This window comes from Pseudomonas medicaginis (assembly GCF_965119365.1).
In the GTDB taxonomy this organism is placed as follows: domain Bacteria; phylum Pseudomonadota; class Gammaproteobacteria; order Pseudomonadales; family Pseudomonadaceae; genus Aquipseudomonas.
The window spans coordinates 312,395-332,244 of sequence record NZ_OZ221631.1 but is presented as its reverse complement, the minus strand read 5'-3'; the positions used below and the strand labels follow the sequence as shown (position 1 = coordinate 332,244).

Genomic DNA, 19,850 nt, shown 5'->3' with positions numbered 1-19,850 from the left:
GCGCGGTGGTTATCCACAGCCCCGGAAGACGGCTGAGCACTGGCTTCCTCGCCACGGACTCAAACGGCAATCGACGGCAGCGGCAACCCCGTGAGTGACTCCGCACTGTTGGCTTGTTCTTCCATCAGCCAATCGACGAATTGCCTGATCAACACACCGCGCCGTTTACGCTGGGGCAAGACCACGTAATACCCCAGCCGCGACAACACCGTTTCAGCGATGGGACGGCACAGCAGCCCTTGCGCCAATAAGTTATCCACAAGGTGTCGCCAGCCGATGGCGACGCCTTGGCCGCCAATCGCAGCCTGGATGAGCAGCGTGTAATTGTCGAAACGCAGTTGCCCAGGCGCTGGTGGCGAGGTGATGCCCAGCTCGCGGAATACGCCACTCCAGTCGAACCAGCTGTTGCTGTTGCCCGCACGCAGGTGCAGCAATGGGAATTCCGCCAAGGCCTGGGCGGACAAGGGCAGGGGACGCTCCTTGAGCAGCAGCGGGCTGCAGACGGGGAAGACTTCTTCGCTGAACAACCAGCGACTTTCGCCCTGTTTGAAGCGACCGTCGCCGAACAGCACGGCAACGTCGATATCGGTGCGCAGCATGTTGTGGTTGCGTTCGCTGGTCACCAGGCTGACGTCCACCTGCGGGTTGGCGGCGTGGAAACGATGCAGGCGTGGCATCAGCCAATAGGCGGCGAAGGCGAAGTCCGTGGCCACTTGCAACACCTCATGCTGGTGTTGGGCGGTGATCGCGCTCAGCCCGGCATCGATGCTCTGCAAACCGGCCTGCACCTGCTCGAACAGGATCGTCCCGGCCTCGGTCAGTTCAATGCCGCGGTAGATGCGGTCGAACAGCCGGGTACCCAGTTGTTCTTCCAGGCGCTTGATCTGCTGGCTGATGGCCGGTTGCGTGGTGCCCAGCTCAATCGCCGCCGCCGTGAAGCTCTGTTGGCGGGCCGCGGCTTCAAAGGCACGGAACAGTTCGAGGGACAGGTTACCCAACGCGTCATACATAAGCTGTGCTTATCCTAGTCATTATCCTGCATGGGCTTTACCCCAAAACCCTGGGGCTACATGCTCAATCGCAGCAATGTCGCATAACTGCCTACTATGGAATGCCGCGAATACATGAAGCGCAAGAACATTCTTTTCATCATGGCCGATCAAATGGCCGCGCCAATGTTGCCGATCTACGGTCCTTCGCCGATCAAGCTGCCGAACCTGTCGCGCCTGGCCGACGAGGGCGTGGTGTTCGACGCCGCCTATTGCAACAGCCCGCTGTGTGCGCCGTCGCGGTTTACCCTGGTGAGCGGCCAGTTGCCGAGCAAGATCGGCGCGTACGACAACGCCGCGGACTTTCCCGCAGACGTGCCGACCTACGCCCATTACCTGCGCCGCCTCGGCTACCGCACGGCATTGTCCGGCAAGATGCACTTTTGCGGCCCTGACCAACTGCACGGCTACGAAGAGCGCCTGACCAGCGACATTTATCCGGCCGATTACGGGTGGGCAGTGAACTGGGACGAGCCGGACGTGCGGCCGAGCTGGTACCACAACATGTCGTCGGTGCTACAGGCCGGCCCTTGCGTGCGCACCAACCAGCTGGATTTCGATGAAGAGGTGGTGTTCAAGGCCCAGCAGTACCTGTTTGACCATATCCGCGAGGACGGTGACCAGCCGTTTTGCCTCACCGTGTCGATGACCCACCCACACGACCCGTACACGATTCCCAAGGCATTTTGGGATCTGTATGACGACAACGACATCCCTTTGCCACAGACCCCGGCGCAAACAGACCTCGACCCCCATGCCCAGCGGCTGCTGAAGGTCTATGACCTGTGGGACAAGCCACTGCCTGTGGATAAGATTCGTGATGCCCGCCGCGCCTATTTCGGCGCGTGCAGCTACATCGACAGCAACGTCGGCAAGCTGCTGCAGACCCTGGAAGACACCGGTCTGCTGGACGACACGATCATCGTGTTCTCCGGTGATCATGGGGACATGCTCGGCGAAAAGGGCCTCTGGTACAAAATGCACTGGTTCGAAATGGCCGCCCGCGTGCCGTTGTTGATCAGCGCACCGGGGCAGTTCGCCAGCGGCCGGGTGGGCGCGGCCGTGTCCACTGCCGACTTGCTGCCGACCCTGGTGGAACTGGCCGGCGGTACGCTGGAGCCGGGCTTGCCGCTGGACGGTCGCTCGTTGGTGCCGCACCTGCAAGGGCAGGGCGGGCATGATGAAGTCTTCGGCGAATACATGGCCGAAGGCACCATCAGCCCCTTGATGATGATTCGTCGTGGCCCGTGGAAATTCATCTACAGCGAAGATGACCCTTGCCTGCTGTTCGACGTACGCAACGATCCGAAGGAACTGGAAGATCTCAGCCGATCTGCGGAGCATCAATCCGTTTTCGCCGATTTTCTCGCCGAAGCCCGCGCCAAGTGGGATATTCCGACGATTCACCAACAGGTGCTCGCCAGCCAGCGACGCCGCCGTTTCGTCGCCCAGGCGCTGACCCTGGGCAAACTCAAGAGCTGGGACCACCAGCCGCTGGTGGACGCCAGCCAGCAGTACATGCGTAACCACATCGACCTCGACGATCTGGAGCGCAAGGCCCGTTATCCACAACCCTGCCAAAACCAATAACGTAAGGGGCACGCACATGCAAAAGTTATCCACAGTACTGACCGCCGGGCTGTTGGCATTGAGCAGTGTTTCGGCTTGGGCCGAGCAAAGCTGCGAAACCGTGAAGATGGCCGATCCGGGCTGGAGCGACATCGCCGCGACCAATGCCATCACCGGTTTCCTGCTGGACGGGATGGGCTACAAGGCCAAGGTCGACACCCTCGCGGTGCCGATCACCTTCGGTGGCCTCAAGGACGGCCAGGTGGATGTGTTCCTGGGTAACTGGATGCCGGCGCAGCAGGGTTTTTATGACAAGTTCGTGGCCAATGGCGACGTCACGCAACTGGCCAAGAACCTGGACGGCACCGAGTTCACCCTGGCGGTCCCGGATTACGTCTGGGACGCGGGTGTGCATAACTTTGCCGATTTGAACAAGTTCGCCGACAAGTTCGATAAGAAGATTTATGGCATTGGTTCCGGCGCCCCGGCCAACCTCTCCCTGAAAGAAATCATCAAGACCAATGACTTCGGCATGGGCGAGTGGAAACTGGTGGAGTCCAGCGAGCAGGCGATGCTGGCGGAAGTCTCCCGGGCGGTGAAAAAACAGAAGTTCGTGACCTTCCTGGGCTGGACACCGCACCCGATGAACGTGCAATTGAAAATGCACTACCTCAAGGGCGGCGAGAAATACTTCGGCGACACAGGCAGTGTCTACACCCTGACCCGCAAGGGTTATGCACAGGCCTGCCCGAACGTGGGCAAACTGCTGACCAACCTGAGTTTCACCCAGGAGATGGAAAACAGCATCATGGCTGAGGTGGTGAACAACAAGGTCAGCAATGCCGATGCGGCCAAGGCCTGGATCAAGGCCAACCCGGCGGTGCTGGATAAATGGCTGGACGGCGTGAAGACCCTGGATGGCAAGGATGCGTTGGCGGCGGTGAAGGCCAAGCTCTGACAGCCCCGCTGTTTTGCGTGTTCTTTCTGAGGGCGCGGAGCACGGTCACGAGGCAATTTATGTGGGAGCAAGCTTTGCTCCCACATAAATCCCCTCGCCACAATGAGAGCAGTGCCTTGTCCTGATACTCTTGCGCCAAACCCCATCCTTGAGGCCCCATGGCATTCCCCACGCGCCATTCACTCTTGCCTTTCCTGAGCTGGCTGCCCCGGCAGACCCGCGCCAGTGTCGGTCGAGACCTGATCGTCGGCCTGAGCGGCGCGATTCTCGCGTTGCCGCAGTCCATCGCCTACGCCCTGATTGCCGGTTTACCCCCCGAGTACGGTTTGTATGCGGCAATCGTACCGGTACTGATCGCCTGCCTTTGGGGCTCCTCCTGGCACCTGATTTGCGGTCCCACGGCGGCGATTTCCATCGTCCTGTACGCCACCGTCAGCCCTTTGGCCGTGCCTGCCAGCCAGGACTACATCACCTTGATCCTGCTGCTGACGGTGCTGGCGGGTATCTTCCAATGGTTGCTGGGCTTGCTGCGTTTCGGTGCTTTGGTGAATTTCGTCTCGCACTCGGTGGTGCTGGGTTTCACCCTGGGCGCGGCGGTGGTCATCGCCCTGGGGCAGTTGCCGAACCTGCTGGGCCTCGACCTGCCGAATGAGGCGACGGCGCTGAGGGGCCTGCTGATGCTGGTCGACCACCTCGGGGCTGTGGATAAACCCTCGCTGCTGTTGGGGGTGGGCACGCTGATGCTGGGCGTCGTGCTCAAGCGCTTGCTGCCGCGCTGGCCGAGCCTGTTGATCACTTTGGTCATCAGCAGCCTGGTGGCCTGGTTATGGCCGGCGATGTTCGGGCATGTGGCGCTGGTCAGCGCCTTCACCGGGCGCCTGCCGCCGTTCACGCTGCTGCCGCTGGACCTGGAACTGATCCTGCGCCTGCTGCCCGGGGCCGTCGCGGTGGGCATGCTCGGGTTGGTCACCAGCTTGTCCATCGCCCGCTCGTTGTCGGTACGTTCCGGGCAATTGCTCGATGCGAATCAAGAGGTGAGGGCGCAAGGGCTTTCCAACATCGTTGGCGGATTCTTCTCCGGATCGTTGTCGGCCGGTTCCTTTACCCGCTCCGGCCTCAGCTATGAAGCCGGGGCCTGCTCGCCTCTCGCCGGGGTGTTCTCGGCCTTGTGGGTGGCGTTGTTTGCCGTCGCCGGGGCGAGACTGATCGCGCATATCCCGATTCCGGCCATGGCCGGCAGCATCTTGTTGATCGCCTGGGGGCTGGTGGACCACCGGGGTATCCGGGCGCTGTTCCGGGTGAGCCGCGCCGAATTCATGGTGATGAGCCTGACCTGCCTGGCCACGCTGCTGCTGGAGCTGCAAACCGCGATCTACGCAGGGGTGCTGGCCTCGCTGTTCTTCTACCTCAAGCGCACCTCACAGCCGCGGGTGCAGCACGTTCGCGAGGGGGAGGCAGAGATCCTGCGGGTGGGGGGCTCGATCTTTTTTGGCGCCAGCCATTACCTGCAAGTGCGCCTGCAACGGTTGCAGGCGCAGCGGGTGGTTATCGAGGCCCAGCAGATCAACTTCATCGATTATTCCGGGGTGGAAATGCTCCACCAGGAAGCCCGGCGCCTGCGCAGCCAGGGCCGAAGCCTGACCTTGCGCCAAGCCCGGCCCCAGGTGGTCGAGGAGTTGTTGAAGCTGGAGGGGGCGCAGAAGTGCCCGATTCACTTCGAGGATTAAAAACTGTAGGGGACTTGAGGCAGACACATACCTGTGGCGAGGGGATTTATCCCCGTTGGGACGCGAAGCGGCCCTGCTTTTTTGGGACTGCTTCGCAGTCCAACGGGGATAAATCCCCTCGCCACAACAGCCTGAAGCCTACAGCGCGAGCTGGCGGCGCAACTCGGCCAGCACCGGCGCGGTATCCGGGCGCACCCCACGCCACAGGTAGAAGGCTTCGCCCGCCTGCTCGGCGAGCATGCCCAGGCCATCCATCGCCACCGCCGCCCCGTGTTCGCTGGCCCAACGGCAGAATGAGGTCGGTTCCTTGCCGTACATCATGTCGTAGCAGAACGTCTTGCCGGGCTCGATCAGGCTCGCGGCAATCGGCGGTACATCCCCTGACAGGCTCGCGGACGTGGCGTTGATGATCAGGTCCACCGGCTCTTGCAGCCAGTCGAACCCACTGGCCGAGACCGGGCCCAGGTCGGCGAACAACTCGGCCAGCCGTTCGGCTTTTTCCACCGTGCGATTGGCGATGATCACCGAGGCCGGCGCTTCGGCGAGCAACGGTTCCAGGGCACCGCGCACCGCGCCACCGGCGCCCAGCAACAGGATGCGCTTGCCCTTGAGGCTGAAGCCGGCATTGACGGTCAGGTCCCGGACCAGCCCGGCGCCGTCGGTGTTGTCCCCCAACAGGAGACCGTCGGCCAGTTTGCTCAACGTGTTGACCGCCCCGGCCCGCTGGGCTCGTTCGGTCAGGGTGTCGGCCAGGCGGAAGGCGTCTTCCTTGAACGGCACCGTGACATTCGCCCCACGCCCCTCGCGGAAAAATGCCCGGGCGCAACCGGAGAAATCCTCCAGGGGTGCCAGCAGCGTGCTGTAGTCCAGGGTCTGCCCCGTCTGCTCGGCAAACAGGCGATGGATCAACGGCGACTTGCTGTGGCCGATCGGGTTACCCATTACAACGTAGCGGTCCATGGACAATCCTCGTTCAGGCCGTCGCCAGCCAATCGCGATCCTGCAGGAAGTACTCCGTCAGCCGCGCTTCTTCGCTGCCCGGCTCGGCTTTCCAGTCATATCCCCAGCGCACTTGTGGCGGCAGGGACATAAGGATCGATTCGGTACGCCCGCCCGATTGCAGCCCGAACAGGGTGCCACGGTCGTAGACCAGGTTGAATTCCACGTAGCGCCCACGGCGAAACTCCTGGAATTCCCGTTGCTGGGCGGTGAACGCATCGTGCTTGCGGCGGCGCACGATCGGCAGGTAGGCGTCGATGTAGGCGTCGCCGATGGCGCGGATGAAGGCGAAGCAGGTGTCGAAATCCCACTCGTTCAGGTCGTCGAAAAACAGGCCGCCGATGCCCCGGGGTTCGTTGCGATGCTTGAGGTGGAAGTAGCTGTCGCACCAAGCCTTGTAGCGCGGGTACACGTCGGGGCCGAACGGCGCGCAGGCCTGCTCGGCGACGCGGTGCCAATGCACGCAATCTTCCTCCACGCCGTAATAAGGCGTCAGGTCGAAACCACCACCGAACCACCAGACGGCTTCTTCGCCTTCCTTTTCGGCGATGAAGAAGCGCACGTTGGCGTGGGAGGTCGGCACGTGGGGATTGTGCGGGTGAATCACCAGCGACACGCCCAAGGCTTCGAAGCCGCGACCGGCCAGTTCTGGTCGATGGGCACTGGCTGAGGGGGGGAGACCGCTGCCGAAGACGTGGGAAAAGTTGACGCCGCCCTTTTCGATCACCGTGCCGTTCTCGATCACCCGCGTGCGACCGCCGCCCCCGGCCGGCCGGGTCCAGGCATCTTCGACAAAGCGCGTGCCGCCGTCCTCGGTTTCCAGGGCGGCGCAGATTCGGTCTTGCAGGTCGAGCAGGTAGGCTTTCACGGCCTCGGTGCGGGTGGACATGACATCACCTTGATCAGGGCTACGCTACGCGGCGTATAGCGGGCCGGTGGCAAATGGGCGCACAGGATACCACCCCACTTGCCCACGCCACAGTTGACGACGGTCAAGCTTAGGAGTCCGATAGCAGGCTTGGTAAAAAGCCCTGCGACAAGGAGAAAGTGAAGATGGCCAAACGTATCCAGTTCAGTTCCCACGGCGGTCCCGAAGTGCTCGAGTACATCGACTACCAGCCGGCCGAGCCGGGCCCGCAGCAGGTGCGCGTCAGCAACAAGGCGATCGGCCTGAATTTCATCGACACCTACTACCGCAGCGGTCTGTATTCGCCGCCGGCGCTGCCTTCGGGCCTGGGTGCCGAGGGCGCGGGCGTGGTCGAGGCGGTCGGCTTGGACGTCACGCGGTTCAAGGTCGGCGACCGGGTGGCGTACGGCAGCGGCCCGCTGGGGGCCTACAGCGATGTGCATGTGTTGCCCGAAGCCAACCTGGTGCACCTGCCGGACTCCATCAGTTTCGAACAGGCCGCCGGTGTGATGCTCAAGGGCCTGACCGTGCAGTATCTGCTACGCCAGACCTATGAGCTCAAGGGCGGCGAAACCATCCTGTTCCACGCCGCCGCCGGTGGCGTGGGTTCCCTGGCCTGCCAGTGGGCCAAGGCCTTGGGTGTGAAGCTGATCGGCACCGTCAGCTCGCCGGAAAAGGCCGCCATCGCCAAATCCCACGGCGCTTGGGAAACCATCGACTACAGCAAGGAAAACGTCGCACAGCGAGTGCTGGAACTGACTGACGGCAAGAAGGTGCCCGTGGTGTACGACGGGGTTGGCAAGGACACTTGGTTGACGTCGCTGGACAGCGTCGCCCCCCGTGGCCTGGTGGTGAGCTTCGGCAATGCCTCGGGTGCGGTGGACGGTGTGAACCTGGGGATTCTCTCGGCCAAGGGCTCGCTGTACGTCACCCGACCGACCCTGGCGACGTACGCCAACAACGCCGAAAACCTGCAGCGCATGGCGGATGAGCTGTTTGGGATGATCGCCAGCGGCAAGCTCACGGTGGACATCAACCAGCGTTATCCACTGGCCGAAGCGGCCAAGGCCCAGACCGAACTGTCGGCGCGGCGGACGACGGGATCGACCATCCTCCTGCCATAAGCCAACAGCTTTTGTGGGGGCTCCCTTACCTCACCACAAAGACCTAGTCCGGGCGCACGACCTTGCCGGTCGCCAAGTCGCGAATCACGCTGGGGTTCTTGCGCCCGCCCAGGTTGCCGCCGAGCACCAGATCGATCTGCCCGCGGAAATACTGCTCGACACGAATCCGCGTGCGCGCCGCCGGGCGGCCCTGGGGGTTGGCCGAGGTGGACACCAGCGGGCCCACCAGCGAGCACAGGTCGCGCACGGTGGGGTGATCGCTGACTCGCAGCGCGACGGTGTCGTGCACGCCGGTGATCCATTCCGGCAGCAGGTTCTGGTGTGGCACCAGCCAAGTGTTGGGCCCCGGCCAGGTGCTGGCCATGCGGTCCATCCAGGTTTCCGGGAAGTCCTCGAACAGAAAGTCGAACTGGTGAATGTTGTCCGCCACCAGGATCAGGCCTTTGTCGGGCAGCCGCGACTTGATCGCCAACAGGCGCTCCACCGCTTCCTCGTTCCACGGATCGCAGCCCAGGCCCCAGACCGCTTCGGTTGGATAGGCAATCACCGCCCCGGCGCGAATTTCTCGCGCGGCTTGTTGCACACGCCAACTGTTGACCATGAAAGATTCTCCCGCAACGCAAATAAGGCTGTGGGCAGTTTACCGATCTTGCACATAAAACCTAGCGGGCAAACCACCGTCCGCTGTCGCAGATGGCGCGGCCCTCCATTTCCAGCTCGGTCAGCGCCGCCAGCACCTTGGGCAGGCCCCAGCCACTGGCATCGGCCAGCGCCTCGCTACTCAGTGGTGCGGCGTGGAGCAGGCGCAGCAGCGGATGAGTGACCGGCGTGGGCTGTGCGACCACGGGTAAGCGCTGCCAGCCGCGCAACGCCTCGAGGATGTGCTCGACGGTCTCGACCAACGCCGCACCGTCACGGATCAGCTGATGACAGCCGCGGGCGCCGGGGTGATGGATGGAGCCGGGAATCGCATAGACCTCGCGCCCCTGTTCCGCGGCCAGTCGTGCGGTGATCAACGAGCCGCTGGCGACACTGGCCTCCACCACCAGCACCCCCAGGGACAAGCCACTGATGATCCGGTTGCGGCGCGGAAAGTTGCTGGCATGGGGCGGCGCGTCCAACGGGAACTCCGACAGCACCGCACTGCCCTGGGCAATCATCGCGTCCGCCAGCCGACGATTGCGCTGTGGATAAAAATTTTCCAGGCCGGTGCCCAGCACCCCGACGGTGCGTCCGCCAGCGTCCAGCGCCGCCTGATGGGCCGCCGCGTCGATGCCCAGGGCCAGGCCGCTGGTGATGACAAAACCGGCCCCGGCCAGGCTGCGGGAAAACGCTGCCGCAGTGTCCATGCCCGGCCGTGATGCCCGGCGGCTGCCGACCATCGCCAACTGGGGTTTTTCCAGGATCGAGGCGTCGCCGGCGGCGAACAGCAGCGGCGGCGCGTCGCTGATCTGCGCCAGCAACGCCGGGTAGTCGGGCTGGTCCCACATCAGTAAATGCTGGCCCGCACGCTCAAGCCAGGCCAATGCATGGGCGGCGCCGTCACGCACATCCGGGTTGCGCCGTGCCTCGGCGCAGGCCACGGGCAGGCCCAGCGCTCGCCAGGCGCTGGCCGGTGCACTGATGGCCTTGGAGGCCGAGCCGAAGGCCTCCATCAGGTTCATGAAGCGCTTGGGTCCCAGCTCCGGCAAGCGGTGAAGGCGTAGCCGGGCCTCCAGTTCCGCAGGGGAAACCGGAGCAGATTCAGGTAATGACATGCGATCATCCTTGACCGTTACAAGCCCCGTTCAAACGGGAACAAGCTGTGGATAACTCTGTTGGTAACTTGTGAGACCCGTTAAGGATTACGGACCTTGTCGAGCACCGACAACGAGCGTGAGGCGTACAGCACCAGACCGTAGCTGAGCTTGTCGTAAGTGCGGAACACCATCAGCAGGCCGGCCCGCTCATCGGGGATTTTCACCGGTTCGCCGGTGATGCGGTCACGCACGGTTTCACCGGTCTTCATCACCGCCAGCACGTTGCCTTCGACCAGCCCGTCGCGACGGCCCTTGTTCAGGGTGACCACGTCAAGCGCGCCGATCTGGGTCACGCCCCGAGGCACGTCGAGGATCAGCCCGTTGATGTCCGATTTCGGCGCGCTGGGCATGAAGGTCGAGTTGATCGAGCGCTCTTCGCCGCTGAACAGGCGATCACCCAGGCGCACTTCCTGGGTGGTGCGTTGCAGGGCCAGGGTGGTGACATCACCCTCGGTGGCGACCACTTCGCCGCCGCCGATATCGTCGGCGTTGATGCCCAAGAATTCCTTGGTCTCGGGGTCGGTGTAGACCTTGCCCTGGCGAAAGATGCCGTAGGCCGACTGGTTCGAGTCGAAGGTGCCGCGGGCAAAGACCCGGTCCCCCATGCCGCTGAGCACACGCTCGGCATTGCCGGCGACGACGTAGGGGGCCTTGTTGAAATCCTCAGGCGTGTCGACGATGCGGTTGCTCAGCAGGAAACTGTTGATGGCTTGCAGTGGAATGCTCGGGATGGCGTCGGCCACTGGCGAACTGCGAATGCGCGGTGACAGCTTGATGGTGCCCCGCGAGGCGCCGCGATTGAGGGTCAGGCGCGGCTGGCCGTTGACGTAGACCAGCGACAGGGTATCGCCCGGATAGATCAGGTTGGGGTTTTCGATCTGCGGGTTGGCCTGCCAGAGTTCGGGCCATTTCCACGGCTCGCGCAGGTATTTGCCGGAAATGTCCCACAGTGTGTCCCCCGTCACCACTGTGTATTGCTGGGGAAAACCTTCCCGAAGTTGCACTTGCCCATGCGCGATACCGGCCGAGGCCAGGAGCAGCAGGGCGAGTAGTGATTTCCTCATGCGGTGAATCCCTTTATTATGTGCGTTCGCGTAAAACGCCAGAGCTCCCGTGGCTCGCTCCGTGAGGAGCTACGTTTTACAACGGTAGCCTGCATCCCAAGACACGCCAGGCCAGCCACCCGACTTTACTTCACACGTGCATTTATCAAGCTTATGGCCATTTTGAACATTCTCGAATTTCCGGACCCGCGCCTGCGCACGATCGCCAAACCGGTGGCCGTAGTGGACGACGAAGTGCGTCAGTTGGTCGATGACATGTTTGAAACAATGTATGAGGCGCCAGGCATCGGCCTCGCCGCGACCCAGGTCAACGTGCACAAGCGTATCGTCGTGATGGACCTTTCCGAAGACCGCAGCGAGCCGCGGGTGTTCATCAACCCCGAGTTCGAAACCCTGACCGACGAGATGGAGCAATACCAGGAAGGCTGCCTCTCGGTACCGGGTTTCTACGAAAACGTCGACCGCCCGCAGAAAGTCAAGATCAAGGCCCTGGACCGTGACGGCCAGCCTTATGAACTGATCGCCGAAGGCTTGCTGGCGGTGTGCATCCAGCACGAGTGCGACCACCTCAACGGCAAGCTGTTCGTGGATTACCTGTCTACGCTCAAGCGTGACCGGATCAAGAAAAAACTGGAAAAACTTCATCGCCAGAATGCTTGATGCCCCCCTTCAAAGGCTTGCCGCGGCAAGCCTTTTTCTTTTTGCGACTGCTTTGTAATTGAGAGCTTCCCATGACTGAGCCCCTGCGCATCGTCTTTGCCGGCACTCCCGAATTTGCCGCCGAACATCTCAAGGCCCTGCTGGCCAGCCCCCACGACATCGTTGCGGTCTACACCCAGCCGGACCGGCCGGCCGGTCGCGGGCAAAAACTGATGCCCAGCCCGGTCAAGCAGCTGGCCCTGGAGCACGGCATCGAGGTGTTGCAGCCGCCGACCCTGCGTGATGCCCAAGCCCAGGCCGAACTGGCGGCGCTGCAGCCGGACTTGATGGTGGTGGTCGCCTACGGCCTGATCCTGCCCCAAGTGGTGCTGGACATCCCTCGCCTGGGTTGCATCAACAGCCACGCCTCGCTGCTGCCGCGCTGGCGCGGTGCGGCGCCGATCCAGCGCGCCGTGGAAGCGGGCGACGCGATGAGCGGCGTGACCGTGATGCGCATGGAAGCCGGCCTGGACACCGGGCCGATGCTGCTCAAGGTCAGCACCCCCATCAGCGCCGAAGACACCGGCGGCAGCCTGCACGACCGCCTTGCGCTCATCGGCCCGCCGGCCGTGGTCGAGGCCATTGCCGGCCTGGCTGCCGGCACGCTGGAAGGTGAAGTGCAGGATGACAGCCTGGCCACTTACGCCCACAAGTTGAACAAGGACGAGGCCCGCATCGACTGGAGCCGCCCGGCCGTCGAGCTGGAGCGCCTGGTGCGCGCCTTCAATCCGTGGCCGATCTGCCACAGCACCTTGAACGGCGAAGCCCTGAAAGTGCTGTCGGCCAGTTACGCCGAAGGGAAGGGCGCACCCGGTGAAATCCTCGGCGCCAGCAAGGACGGTCTCGTCGTCGCCTGCGGTGAGCAGGCGCTGTGCCTGACACGTCTGCAATTGCCCGGTGGCAAGGCGCTGAACTTCAGCGACTTGTTCAACAGCCGCCGTGAGAAATTTGCCGTCGGCACCCTTCTGGGCCAAGCGGCGGACGCCTCATGAACCCGCGTCTGGCCGCCGCGAAGGCCCTGGCCGCTGTCCTCGGTGGGAAAGCCTCGCTGAACAGTTCCCTGCCGACGCAATTGGACAAGGTCGACGACCGTGACCGCGGCTTCACCCAGGACCTGGCCTTCGGCACCGCCCGTTGGCAGCCACGGTTGTCGGCCCTGGCGGCCAAGCTGTTGCAGAAGCCGTTCAAGGCTGCCGATGCCGACGTCCAAGCGCTGCTGCTGGTGGGGCTCTACCAACTGCTCTACACCCGCGTCCCGGCCCACGCCGCCATTGGCGAAACCGTGGGCTGCGCCGACAAGCTGAAAAAGCCCTGGGCCAAGGCCCTGCTCAATGCCGTGCTGCGCCGCGCCCAGCGGGAGAGCGAAGCCCTGCTGGCCGAACTCGAACACGACCCGGTGGTGCGCACCGCCCACCCGCGCTGGTTGCAGAAATCCCTGAAGGCTTTCTGGCCCGAGCAATGGGAAGCGATCTGCGCGGCCAACAATGCCCATCCGCCGATGATCCTGCGGGTCAACCGTCGCCACCATACCCGCGACGCCTACCTGGCGTTGCTGGGCGAGGCAGGCATCCCGGCCATCCCGTGCCAGTACAGCCGCGACGGCATCGTGCTCGAAACCCCAGGTGACGTACGCGCGCTGCCGGGTTTCGCCGAGGGCTGGATCAGCGTCCAGGACGAAGCCGCGCAACTGGCCGCCGACCTGCTGGAGCTGGCGCCCGGGCAACGGGTGCTGGACGCCTGCTGCGCGCCGGGCGGCAAGACCTGTCACATCCTCGAGGTCGAGCCGAAACTGGCCGGCGTGGTGGCGGTGGACCTGGAAGCCAAGCGTTTGGTACGGGTGAAAGAAAACCTCGAACGCCTGGGCCTGGACGCCGAACTGATCGCCGCCGATGGCCGCGACACCGCGACCTGGTGGGACGGCAAGCCGTTCCAGCGCATCCTCCTGGACGCGCCGTGCTCGGCCACCGGCGTAATCCGTCGGCACCCGGACATCAAGCTCACCCGCCAGCCGGACGACATCGCTGCATTGGCCGTGTTGCAAGGTGAACTGCTCGATGCCCTATGGCCAACCCTGGACGTGGGCGGCATGCTGCTCTACGCCACCTGCTCGACCTTGCCGACCGAGAACACCGAAGTGATCGAGGCCTTCCTCGCCCGCACTCCGGGCGCCCGGGAACTGGACATCGCCAGCCAGGCCGGCCTCAAGCAGCCCCATGGTCGCCAGTTGCTGGCCCAGGAAGGCGGGCACGATGGTTTCTACTACGCCAAGTTGATCAAAATAGCCGCCGCACGCGGTTAAAACCGATTCGATAGGAGTGACTGGATGAAAATCATCATCCTCGGTGCAGGGCAGGTCGGCGGTTCGCTGGCGGAACACCTGGCCAGCGAGGCCAACGACATCACCGTGGTCGACACCGACGGCGAACGCCTGCGCGACCTGGGCGACCGACTCGACATCCGCACCGTGCAAGGCCGTGGGTCGTTGCCGACGGTACTGCGCCAGGCCGGTGCCGACGATGCCGACATGCTGGTGGCCGTCACCAACAGCGATGAAACCAACATGGTCGCCTGCCAGGTCGCCCACACGTTGTTCCACACCCCGACCAAGATCGCCCGGGTGCGCGAAGCGGCCTACCTGACCCGTGCCGACCTGTTCGACAACGAAGCGATCCCCGTGGACGTGCTGATCAGCCCCGAGCAGGTGGTGACCAACTACATCAAGCGCCTGATCGAGCACCCCGGCGCCTTGCAGGTGATCGACTTTGCCGAGGGCAAGGCGCAACTGGTGGCGGTCAAGGCCTACTACGGCGGGCCGTTGGTGGGCCAGCAACTGCGTCAATTGCGCGAGCACATGCCGAATGTGGAAACCCGGGTCGCGGCGATTTTCCGCCGTGACCGGCCGATCCTGCCCCAGGGCGACACGGTGATCGAGGCCGACGACGAGGTGTTTCTCATCGCCGCCAAGGCGAACATTCGCGCGGTCATGAGCGAAATGCGTCGCCTCGACGAGAACTACAAACGCATCGTCATCGCCGGTGGCGGGCAGATCGGCGAGCGCCTGGCCGAAGCCATCGAAAGCCGTTACCAGGTGAAGATCATCGAGATGAACCCGGCTCGCTGCCGCTACCTCTCGGACACCCTCGACAGCACCGTGGTGCTGCAAGGCAGTGCCTCGGACCGTGACCTGCTGCTGGAAGAAAACATCGCCGACGCCGACATCTTCCTGGCCCTGACCAACGACGACGAAGCCAACATCATGTCCTCGCTACTGGCCAAGCGCCTGGGGGCGAAGAAGGTCATGACCATCATCAACAACCCAGCCTACGTCGACCTAATCCAGGGCGGCGACATCGACATCGCCATCAGCCCGCAACTGGCGACCATCGGCACCTTGCTCGCCCACGTGCGTCGCGGCGACATCGTCAGCGTGCACTCCCTGCGCCGTGGCGCGGCCGAAGCCATCGAGGCCATTGCCCACGGCGATGCCAAGTCCAGCAAAGTGATCGGCAAGGCCATCCGCGACATCGGCCTGCCCCCCGGCACCACCATCGGCGCGATCATCCGCGACGAACAAGTGCTGATCGCCCACGACGACACCACCATCCAGACCGGCGACCATGTGATCCTGTTCCTGGTGGACAAGAAACACATTCGCGATGTCGAGAAACTGTTCCATGTGGGGTTGAGCTTCTTCTGACCCTGGATGTGCGGTGATGCCAAAGCCTCATCGCGAGCAGGCTCGCTCCCACGAGATTCGCTGTCGCTCACAAAATTGTGAGCCATGGCGATCCCCTGTGGGTGCGAGCCCGCTCGCGAAAGCGTCCTATCGGTCGCCCAACCTTTTCAGGCGGCCATCAAGCCGGGATCGCCTTGGCCTTGGGCTCCCGCGCCCACATGCGGTGTTGGGCAATCGCATCGAAGAATGCCGAAAACGTGTTGGCATCCGCATCGGGAATCAGCCCGGCATCCGCCTCCAGCTTCAACAGCACCAGCAACTGCCGGGCCTCGCCATTCAGCGCAATGGCCTTCAGGTGCTTGTAGGCTTCCAGCAAGTAATGCAACGCCACGCCATCGTTACTCAGCGCTTGGATGGACTGCGCGCCGCCCGGGACAAACACTGCGTCAAAGGCAATCGACGGCATCCCTTCCATGGACGCATCCACCGCCAGCGTCTGCCCGTCGGCCGTGGTGACCGGCGCCGAGGTCGGCCCCAGCACTTTGGCGTGAGCGCCCTCAGCTTCGAGGGCCTGCTTGAGCGCATCGATGATCGCCCCATCGACCCCGTTGGCCACCAACACCGCCACCTTGCGCGTCTTGATGTCGCCGGACAGCAGGTTCGCCTGGCTCAAGGCCGGCGATTGTTCCAATGAGGGCTTCGGTACGTCGACGGTACCAGCGGTAGGTGCCGGCAACCCCAGGTTCTTGGCGACACGCCCGGCCAGCTCCAAGTCGATGTTGGCGAGGATCTCATTGACCTGCCGTGCCCGGATGAATTCCCGCTCCACCTTGCCCAACTCAAAGCTGTAGGCGGCGATGATGTGCTCTTTTTCGTGGGGGCTCATGCTCTTGTAGAACAGTCGCGCCTGGGAGAAATGATCGGCGAACGAATCGCTGCGTTGGCGGATCTTGTAGGCGTCGATACGCTCTGGATAACTCTCGAAGCCACCGTCTTCCGGGCCCGGCGGGGTTTCCTTCGGCCAGCCACCGTCAATGGAGTTCGGCTCATAGGACGCACGCCCCTTGTCGATGGTGGTGCGGTGCATCGCATCCCGCTGGCCATTGTGCACGGGCGTGATGGCACGGTTGATTGGCAGCTCATGAAAATTCGGCCCACCGAGTCGGCTGATTTGCGTATCGGTGTACGAAAACAGCCGGCCCTGCAGCAACGGATCGTTGGAAAAATCAATGCCCGGCACGATGTGCCCGGGGCAGAACGCAACTTGCTCGACTTCTGCGAAGAAATTGTCCGGGTTGCGATTCAGCACCATTTTGCCCAGGGGCGTGATGGGCACCAGCTCTTCAGGGATGATCTTGGTCGGGTCGAGCAGGTCGAAGTCAAACTTATGCTCGTCCTCCTCGGCAACAATCTGCACGCCAAACTCCCACTCCGGGTAGTCGCCCATCTCGATCGACTCCCAGAGATCGCGACGGTGGTAGTCCGTATCTTTACCCGCCAGCTTCTGGGCTTCGTCCCATACCAACGAGCAGGTGCCGACCGTAGGGCGCCAGTGGAATTTGACGAAGCTGCTTTTGCCTTCGGCGTTGATCATGCGGAAGGTGTGCACACCGAAACCCTGCATCGTGCGTAGGCTTTTTGGAATGGCCCGGTCGGACATCGCCCAGATCACCATGTGAGCCGATTCCGGCACCAGCGAGACAAAATCCCAGAACGTGTCGTGGGCCGAGCCGCCTGTAGGAATTTCGTTATGGGGCTCGGGTTTGACCGCGTGGACAAAGTCCGGAAACTTCACCGCGTCCTGAATGAAAAACACTGGCATGTTGTTGCCCACCAGGTCGAAGTTGCCCTCTTCGGTAAAGAACTTCACCGCAAAGCCGCGCACATCCCGCACCGTGTCGCCGGAGCCCCGCGGGCCTTGCACAGTGGAAAAACGCACGAACACCGGGGTTTTCTTACTCGGATCCTGTAGGAAACCGGCCTTGGTCAGCGCCGAATGCGCCTCATAGCTCTGGAAGTAGCCATGGGCGCCGGTCCCGCGGGCGTGCACGATACGCTCGGGGATACGCTCATGGTCAAAGTGCGTGATTTTTTCACGCATGATGAAGTCTTCCAGCAGCGAGGGCCCGCGGGGGCCGGCGCGCAGGGTGTTCTGGTTATCGGCGATCTTCACGCCCTGGTTGGTGCGCAACGCCTGTTCGGTGGCATCGGAACGGAACTGTTCCAGGCTTTCGAGCTTGGCGTTGGTGTTGCCGCGATCCAGGGTGTCGGTCCCGGCCAGTTGGCTCTTGTTGACCGTGGGCTTGTTGATACTCATCAGGCATGACTCCTCTTTACGTTCCTCGCCGTGGCCAGGACTCTTGAGTTCGATGCCGCAGGCACATGACCTCGGCATTTCAAGTGGCTTAATGAGTGACCGACGCCGTTTGGCCGTGTTCCTTTTTTATGTCCTTTGATCGCGTTATTGCCAAATGACTGGTCCGATCGCAAATAAATGCTAAGAACCTCTATACGGACAGGCTAAAATGCGCGCCCGGCTAACCGCTGATCCTTTTCCAACGCGCCCCACAAGGTTCGCTACGTGATCGAGTTTCAAGACGTCCATAAAACCTACCGAGTCGCCGGTAGGGATATTCCCGCCCTGCATCCGACCAGTCTGACGATTGAGAACGGTCAGGTCTTCGGCCTGATTGGCCATTCCGGAGCGGGAAAAAGTACCCTGCTGCGCCTGATCAATCGCCTGGAAGAATCCACTGGCGGCAAGATCATCGTCGATGGCGAAGAAGTCACCGCCCTGGACGCCAGCGGCCTGCGCCGCTTCCGCCAACAGGTCGGGATGATCTTCCAGCACTTCAACCTGCTGGCGTCCAAGACCGTGGCCGATAACGTGGCCCTGCCACTGACGTTGGCCGGCGAATTGTCCCGCAGCGAAATCGACCAGCGCGTCGCCGAGTTGCTGGCGCGGGTGGGGCTGTCCGACCACGCCCGCAAATACCCGGCGCAATTGTCCGGCGGCCAGAAGCAACGCGTCGGCATCGCCCGCGCCCTGGCGACCCAACCCAAGATCCTGCTGTGCGACGAAGCCACCAGCGCCCTCGACCCGCAGACCACCGCCTCGGTCCTGCAACTGCTGGCGGAAATCAACCGCGAGCTGAAGCTGACCATCGTGCTGATCACCCATGAAATGGACGTGATCCGCCGCGTTTGCGATCAAGTGGCGGTGATGGACGCTGGCGTCATCGTCGAGCAAGGCCCGGTGGCCGAGGTGTTCCTGCACCCCAAGCACCCGACCACCAAGCGTTTTGTCCAGGAAGACGAGCAGATCGACGAAAGCGAACAGCGCGACGATTTCGCCCACGTCCCAGGGCGCATCGTGCGTCTGACATTCCAGGGCGAAGCGACCTACGCGCCGCTGCTCGGCACCATCGCCCGGGAAACCGGCGTGGACTACAGCATCCTGGCCGGTCGCATCGACCGCATCAAAGACACCCCCTACGGGCAACTGACCCTCGCCATCACCGGCGGTGACATGGAGGCGGCGTTTGCCCGCTTCACCGCGGCCGATGTCCACATGGAGGTGCTGCGCTAATGGAACTGTTGAGTTCGTTCTTCTCCAACATCGACTGGCTGGAAATCTGGCTGGCCACCGGCGACACCTTCCTGATGCTGTTCGGTTCGCTGCTGTTCACCGTGCTGCTTGGCTTGCCCCTGGGCGTGCTGCTGTTCCTGTGCAGCCCGCGCCAGTTGCTCGAAGCCCGGGGCGTGTATGCGCTGCTGTCGCTGATCGTGAACATCCTGCGTTCGCTGCCGTTCATCATCCTGTTGATCGTGATGATCCCGTTCACGGTATTGATTACTGGCACCTCCCTGGGGGTGGCCGGCGCGATCCCACCACTGGTGGTCGGCGCCACACCGTTCTTCGCCCGCCTGGTGGAAACCGCCCTGCGCGAAGTCGACCGCGGCATCATCGAAGCGACCCAGGCCATGGGCGCCACGACGCGGCAGATCATCGTCAACGCCTTGCTGCCGGAAGCCCGCCCAGGCATTTTTGCAGCAATTACGGTGACAGCGATCACGCTGGTGTCCTACACCGCCATGGCCGGTGTGGTCGGCGCCGGTGGTTTGGGCGACCTGGCGATCCGCTTCGGCTACCAGCGTTTCCAGACCGACGTCATGGTGGTCACGGTGGTGTTGCTGCTGGTGCTGGTCCAGGTCCTGCAAACCGTGGGCGACAAACTGGTTGTGCATTTCTCTAGAAAATAAGGCCTCGCGCCTCATA

General features: G+C 63.0%; 17 protein-coding genes. 10 read left to right on the top strand and 7 right to left on the bottom strand.

The genetic code is table 11. From position 1 onward, the window contains the following. Nucleotides 1-59 precede the first annotated feature (59 nt). Nucleotides 60-1,010 carry a choline sulfate utilization transcriptional regulator gene (locus ACMTA2_RS01515; RefSeq protein WP_014335842.1) on the bottom strand — a complete coding sequence of 317 codons (951 nt, stop codon included), beginning with the start codon at nucleotides 1,008-1,010 and terminating at the stop codon, nucleotides 60-62. Nucleotides 1,011-1,124: 114 nt separating this feature from the next. Between ACMTA2_RS01515 and betC the strand changes: the two genes are divergently transcribed. The 3 genes from betC (at nucleotide 1,125) to ACMTA2_RS01500 (ending at nucleotide 5,303) form a co-directional block, all read left to right on the top strand. Next, nucleotides 1,125-2,639 carry a choline-sulfatase gene (gene betC, locus ACMTA2_RS01510; RefSeq protein WP_413793426.1) on the top strand — a complete coding sequence of 505 codons (1,515 nt, stop codon included), beginning with the start codon at nucleotides 1,125-1,127 and terminating at the stop codon, nucleotides 2,637-2,639. 16 nt (nucleotides 2,640-2,655) lie between these two features. Beyond that, on the top strand, nucleotides 2,656-3,576 hold the full coding sequence (gene choX, locus ACMTA2_RS01505) for a choline ABC transporter substrate-binding protein (protein WP_014335844.1): 921 nt from the start codon (nucleotides 2,656-2,658) through the stop codon (nucleotides 3,574-3,576). A gap of 158 nt (nucleotides 3,577-3,734) precedes the next feature. Continuing rightward, nucleotides 3,735-5,303: a SulP family inorganic anion transporter gene (locus ACMTA2_RS01500; RefSeq protein WP_413793425.1), complete on the top strand. Its 1,569-nt coding sequence runs from the start codon at nucleotides 3,735-3,737 to the stop codon at nucleotides 5,301-5,303. A gap of 138 nt (nucleotides 5,304-5,441) precedes the next feature. Here the strand turns inward: ACMTA2_RS01500 and aroE are convergent, their stop codons facing one another. Beyond that, nucleotides 5,442-6,263: a shikimate dehydrogenase gene (gene aroE / locus ACMTA2_RS01495; protein ID WP_413793424.1), complete on the bottom strand. Its 822-nt coding sequence runs from the start codon at nucleotides 6,261-6,263 to the stop codon at nucleotides 5,442-5,444. Nucleotides 6,264-6,276: 13 nt separating this feature from the next. After that, nucleotides 6,277-7,191, bottom strand: a complete 915-nt coding sequence (gene hemF, locus ACMTA2_RS01490; RefSeq protein ID WP_413793423.1) for an oxygen-dependent coproporphyrinogen oxidase — start codon at nucleotides 7,189-7,191, stop codon at nucleotides 6,277-6,279. 164 nt (nucleotides 7,192-7,355) lie between these two features. On the opposite strand from hemF, the gene ACMTA2_RS01485 reads away from it, so the two are divergent. Beyond that, nucleotides 7,356-8,333 carry an NADPH:quinone reductase gene (locus ACMTA2_RS01485; protein WP_413793422.1) on the top strand — a complete coding sequence of 326 codons (978 nt, stop codon included), beginning with the start codon at nucleotides 7,356-7,358 and terminating at the stop codon, nucleotides 8,331-8,333. 43 nt (nucleotides 8,334-8,376) lie between these two features. Here ACMTA2_RS01485 and tsaC read toward each other — a convergent pair whose 3' ends face one another. From tsaC to ACMTA2_RS01470, 3 genes are all read right to left on the bottom strand, one after another. Further along, complete coding sequence (gene tsaC / locus ACMTA2_RS01480; protein WP_014335849.1) at nucleotides 8,377-8,934, bottom strand: L-threonylcarbamoyladenylate synthase type 1 TsaC; 558 nt, start codon at nucleotides 8,932-8,934, stop codon at nucleotides 8,377-8,379. 61 nt (nucleotides 8,935-8,995) lie between these two features. Further along, on the bottom strand, nucleotides 8,996-10,090 hold the full coding sequence (gene dprA / locus ACMTA2_RS01475) for a DNA-processing protein DprA (protein ID WP_413793421.1): 1,095 nt from the start codon (nucleotides 10,088-10,090) through the stop codon (nucleotides 8,996-8,998). An 80-nt stretch (nucleotides 10,091-10,170) separates the two neighbouring features. Next, nucleotides 10,171-11,196 (bottom strand): LysM peptidoglycan-binding domain-containing protein, encoded by a 1,026-nt coding sequence (locus ACMTA2_RS01470; RefSeq protein WP_413793420.1) that lies wholly within the window; start codon nucleotides 11,194-11,196, stop codon nucleotides 10,171-10,173. Between the two features lie 153 nt (nucleotides 11,197-11,349). On the opposite strand from ACMTA2_RS01470, the gene def reads away from it, so the two are divergent. The 4 genes from def to trkA all read left to right on the top strand — a co-directional run bounded on the left by def (nucleotide 11,350) and on the right by trkA (nucleotide 15,592). Continuing rightward, entirely contained in the window at nucleotides 11,350-11,856 is a 507-nt protein-coding gene (def, locus tag ACMTA2_RS01465; RefSeq protein WP_042731214.1) for a peptide deformylase, read from the top strand. A gap of 71 nt (nucleotides 11,857-11,927) precedes the next feature. After that, nucleotides 11,928-12,887, top strand: a complete 960-nt coding sequence (fmt, locus tag ACMTA2_RS01460; RefSeq protein ID WP_413793419.1) for a methionyl-tRNA formyltransferase — start codon at nucleotides 11,928-11,930, stop codon at nucleotides 12,885-12,887. Beyond that, on the top strand, nucleotides 12,884-14,194 hold the full coding sequence (gene rsmB / locus ACMTA2_RS01455; protein WP_413793418.1) for a 16S rRNA (cytosine(967)-C(5))-methyltransferase RsmB: 1,311 nt from the start codon (nucleotides 12,884-12,886) through the stop codon (nucleotides 14,192-14,194). The genes fmt and rsmB overlap by 4 nt, the downstream gene beginning before the upstream one ends. A 24-nt stretch (nucleotides 14,195-14,218) precedes the next feature. Next, the gene (trkA, locus tag ACMTA2_RS01450; RefSeq protein ID WP_413793417.1) at nucleotides 14,219-15,592 is read left to right on the top strand and encodes a Trk system potassium transporter TrkA; all 1,374 of its coding nucleotides are present in this window, start codon (nucleotides 14,219-14,221) and stop codon (nucleotides 15,590-15,592) included. A gap of 157 nt (nucleotides 15,593-15,749) precedes the next feature. Here the strand turns inward: trkA and katE are convergent, their stop codons facing one another. After that, nucleotides 15,750-17,966: a catalase HPII gene (gene katE, locus ACMTA2_RS01445; RefSeq protein ID WP_413793416.1), complete on the bottom strand. Its 2,217-nt coding sequence runs from the start codon at nucleotides 17,964-17,966 to the stop codon at nucleotides 15,750-15,752. 186 nt (nucleotides 17,967-18,152) lie between these two features. Between katE and ACMTA2_RS01440 the strand changes: the two genes are divergently transcribed. Beyond that, on the top strand, nucleotides 18,153-19,160 hold the full coding sequence (locus ACMTA2_RS01440; protein WP_413793415.1) for a methionine ABC transporter ATP-binding protein: 1,008 nt from the start codon (nucleotides 18,153-18,155) through the stop codon (nucleotides 19,158-19,160). After that, a complete protein-coding gene (locus tag ACMTA2_RS01435; RefSeq protein ID WP_003196204.1) occupies nucleotides 19,160-19,834 on the top strand; it encodes a methionine ABC transporter permease in 675 nt (224 codons plus the stop codon). Before ACMTA2_RS01440 ends, ACMTA2_RS01435 begins: the two co-directional genes overlap by 1 nt. The last annotated feature ends 16 nt before the right edge of the window (nucleotides 19,835-19,850 follow it).